Genomic DNA, 3981 nt, shown 5'->3' with positions numbered 1-3981 from the left:
CGACCTGATGGTGGTGAACGACACCCGCGTCATCCCCGCGCGGCTGCGCGCCCGGCGCGGCGAGGCGCGGCTGGAGATCATGCTCAACCGCGCCGAGCCCGGGGACCAAGGGGGGGGCATCTGGCACGCGCTGGTGCGCAACGCGAAGAAGCTGCGGCCGGGCGATATCCTGTCGATCGAGGGCGCGCCGGAGCTGGCGCCGCGCGTGGTGGAGCGGCAGGAGGGCGGCGCGGTGCTGCTCGATTTCGGCCCCGACCAGGGGCTGCTCGCCGCCGCGCTGGAGCGCGCGGGGGAGATCCCGCTGCCGCCCTACATCGCCCGCCCCGAAGGCCCACGCCCGGAGGACCGGGAGGACTACCAGCCGATCTTCGCGCGCGAGCCGGGGGCGGTGGCCGCCCCCACCGCCAGCCTGCACTTCACCCCCCGCCTGCTGGAAGCGCTGGCGGCGCGCGGCGTGGCGCAGGTCTCGCTGACGCTGCATGTCGGCGCCGGCACCTTCCTGCCCATCCGCGCCGAGAACCCGCGCGAGCACAAGCTGCACGCCGAGTGGGGCCATATCTCGGAGACAGCCGCCGCCGCCATCAACGAGACGCGGGCGAAAGGTGGCCGCATCGTCGCCATCGGCACCACCGCGCTGCGGCTGCTGGAGAGCGCGGTGGACGAGAAGGGCGTCATCCATCCCTTCCGCGGCCTGACGGACATCTTCCTGCTGCCCGGGCATGTGTTCCGCTCGGCGGACCTGCTGCTGACCAATTTCCACCTGCCGAAATCGAGCCTGTTCATGCTGGTCTCGGCCTTCGCCGGCACGGCGCGGATGCGCGATGCCTATGCCCATGCCGTCGCCCAGGGCTACCGCTTCTACTCCTATGGCGATGCCAGCCTGCTGTTCCGGGAGGACACCGCCCCATGACGCTCCACTGGAGCTGCCAGTGCCAGGACGGCAAGGCCCGCGCCGGCACGCTGCACACCGCGCATGGCGATGTCGCCACTCCGGTCTTCATGCCCGTCGGCACCGCCGGCACGGTGAAGGGCATGACGGCCGATGCGGTGCGCGCCACCGGCGCCAACATCGTGCTGGGCAACACCTACCACCTGATGCTGCGCCCCGGTGCCGAGCGCGTCGGCCGGCTCGGCGGCCTGCACAAGATGATGGACTGGCACGGCCCGATCCTGACCGATTCCGGCGGCTTCCAGGTCATGTCCCTCTCGCAGCTCCGCAAGCTGGACAAGGACGGCGTCACCTTCCAGAGCCACATCAACGGCGAGAAGTTCCGCCTGACGCCGGAGCGCAGCATCGAGATCCAGCATTTGCTGGATGCCGACATCACCATGTGCTTCGACGAATGCACCCCCTTCCCCGCCACGCATGAGGTGGCGGGAAAATCCATGCGGCTGTCGATGGACTGGGCCGCCCGCTCCCGCGCAGCCTTCGTCGCGCGGCCGGGCTACGGGCTGTTCGGCATCCAGCAGGGCAGCGTCTTCGAGGATCTGCGCGCCGAAAGCGCCCGCGCCCTGACGGAGATCGGCTTCGAGGGCTACGCCATCGGCGGCCTCGCCGTCGGCGAGGGACAGGCGGAGATGTTCCGCACCCTCGACTTCTCCGTGCCGATGCTGCCCGAGACGCATCCGCGCTACCTGATGGGCGTCGGCACGCCCTCCGACCTGATCGGCGCGGTGATGCGCGGCGTCGACATGTTCGACTGCGTGATCCCGACGCGCTCGGGCCGCACGGGCCGGGCCTATACCAGCCATGGCGTGGTGAACATCCGCAACGCCCGCCACGCCGAGGACACCGGCCCGCTGGACCCGGAATGCGACTGCCCCGCCTGCACCCGCCACTCCCTCGGCTACCTGCAGCACCTGTTCAAGGCGGGGGAGATGCTGGGGCCGATCCTGCTCACCTGGCACAACATCCGCTACTACCAGCGCCTGATGGCGCGGCTGCGCCAGGCCATCCTCGATGGCCGCCTGGCCGAGGAGGCCGCCGCCCTGGAAGCCGGCTGGCGCAAGCCCGAGGAGACCCCCGCATGACCGCCTCTCACGACGTCTCCGGCCTGACCATGCTCGGCCAGGCCACGCGCCAGCCGCAATCGCCCGAGGAGGCGGTGCTGGAGCGCGTGCCCAACCCGCATCCCGGCCGGCGCTACTGCGTGCGCTTCACCGCGCCGGAGTTCACCTCGCTCTGCCCGCTGACGGCGCAGCCGGACTTCGCCCATCTCGTCATCGACTACATCCCCGGCGACTGGCTGGTGGAGAGCAAGAGCCTGAAGCTCTACCTCACCAGCTTCCGCAACCACGGCGCCTTCCACGAGGCCTGCACGGTGGGCATCGGCGTCCGGCTGGCCGAGGTGCTGGACCCGGTGTGGCTGCGCATCGGCGGCTACTGGTATCCGCGCGGCGGCATCCCGATCGACGTCTTCTGGCAGACCGGCACCGCGCCCGAGGGCGTCTGGGTGCCGGCGCAGGACGTGCCGAACTACCGTGGGCGCGGGTAAGAAGCCCGCCCCCGCCGCCACGCCTGAAGGCCGGGCGGCGGAGATCCGCGACCAGGCGCTGGCGCTCGGCTTCGACGCGGTGGGCTTCGCCCCCGCCCATCTCGGCCCGGAGGTGCGGGCGCGGCTCGATGCGTTCCTCGCCGCGGGGATGCAGGGCGAGATGGGCTGGCTGGCCGAGCGCGCCGAGCAGCGCGCCCACCCGCGGGCGCTCTGGCCCGAGGCCGTCTCCGTCATCGCGCTCGGCATGAACTACGGCCCGGCGGAGGACCCGCTCGCCCTGCTGGAACGGCGGGACCGTGGCGCCATCAGCGTCTATGCCCGCAACCGGGACTACCACGACATCGTCAAGAAGCGCCTGAAGGCGCTGGCCCGCTGGATGGTGGAGCGCTGGCAGGACAGCGCGCTCAAGGTGTTCGTCGACACCGCGCCGGTGGCCGAGAAGCCGCTGGCCCAGGCGGCGGGGCTGGGCTGGCAGGGCAAGCACAGCAACCTCGTCAGCCGCGCGCACGGCTCCTGGCTGTTCCTGGGCGAGGTCTACACCACGCTCGACCTCGCCCCCACCGGCGCCGAGGCCGACCATTGCGGCCGCTGCACACGCTGCCTGACCGCCTGCCCGACCGATGCCTTCGCCGGCCCCTACCGGCTCGATGCGCGGCGCTGCATCTCCTACCTCACCATCGAGCATCACGGCCCCATCCCGCACGAATTCCGCGCCGCCATGGGCAACCGCATCTATGGCTGCGACGACTGCCTGGCCGTCTGCCCCTGGAACAAGTTCGCCGCCGCCGCGCGCGAGCCGGGGCTGATGCCGCGCGAGGACCTCACCGCGCCGCGCCTGGCGGAGCTGGCGGCGCTGGACGATGCCGGCTTCCGCGCCCTGTTCAGCGGCTCGCCCATCAAGCGCATCGGGCGGGACCGCTTCGTGCGCAACGTGCTCAACGCCATCGGCAATTCGGGCGACGCCACGCTGCGCCCGGTGGCCGAGGCGCTGCGCGCCGACCCGTCGGCGGTGGTGGCGGAGGCGGCGGCATGGGCGGCGGAACGCCTGGCAGGGACGGCAAGATGAGCAGCCCGGCGGCATGATGCGGGAGGCCGATATCGCGTTAACCTTTTATTCAACGATATCAACTGCTTCTTGAGAGGCGCACAGGGCGCTGCCACGCCGTCTCATTTTTTGTAGAACCTTCGTGGAAGCCGGCGCCAGGCCGGCCAGCACCGCAGAGGAACCCCGATGAGCGACAAGCCGATCATGGGCTTCGCCTGGTACGACCAGCAATCCTTCGACGCCCTGCGCAACTTCATGCCGGACATGAGCGAGCACTACGATGACTGGCTCTCCGGCGCGCAGCAGGATGTGACGCGGGCGATGGGTGAGGGCTACCGCGTCATCCGCATCGCCGTGCGGCCGGAGCCGTTCAAGGAGTGGTGCCGCCGGCGCAACATCACCATGCCCGGCCAGCAGGCGCGCCGCGCCTTCGCCGCCGAG

At 71.1% G+C, this 3981-nt stretch carries 5 protein-coding genes; all 5 read left to right on the top strand.

All coding sequences use genetic code 11. The features are described 5' to 3' along the window. The coding region (queA, locus tag ACZJYS_RS23220; RefSeq protein WP_493180490.1) for a tRNA preQ1(34) S-adenosylmethionine ribosyltransferase-isomerase QueA at positions 1 to 910 on the top strand (910 nt) is incomplete at its 5' end. Then, positions 907 to 2031, top strand: a complete 1125-nt coding sequence (gene tgt / locus ACZJYS_RS23215) for a tRNA guanosine(34) transglycosylase Tgt (RefSeq protein WP_493180489.1) — start codon at positions 907 to 909, stop codon at positions 2029 to 2031. The genes queA and tgt, both read left to right, overlap by 4 nt. Further along, complete coding sequence (gene queF / locus ACZJYS_RS23210) at positions 2028 to 2495, top strand: preQ(1) synthase (RefSeq protein ID WP_493180488.1); 468 nt, start codon at positions 2028 to 2030, stop codon at positions 2493 to 2495. The genes tgt and queF overlap by 4 nt, the downstream gene beginning before the upstream one ends. Beyond that, positions 2482 to 3561, top strand: coding sequence for a tRNA epoxyqueuosine(34) reductase QueG (queG, locus tag ACZJYS_RS23205; RefSeq protein ID WP_493180487.1), 1080 nt, complete (start codon positions 2482 to 2484; stop codon positions 3559 to 3561). The genes queF and queG overlap by 14 nt, the downstream gene beginning before the upstream one ends. A 165-nt stretch (positions 3562 to 3726) precedes the next feature. Beyond that, positions 3727 to 3981 (top strand): hypothetical protein (locus ACZJYS_RS23200; protein WP_493180486.1); only part of this gene is annotated, 255 nt, incomplete at its 3' end.

It is taken from the genome of Roseomonas sp. TS2 (assembly GCF_058833935.1).
This window is presented reverse-complemented; position numbering and strand designations above follow the sequence as displayed.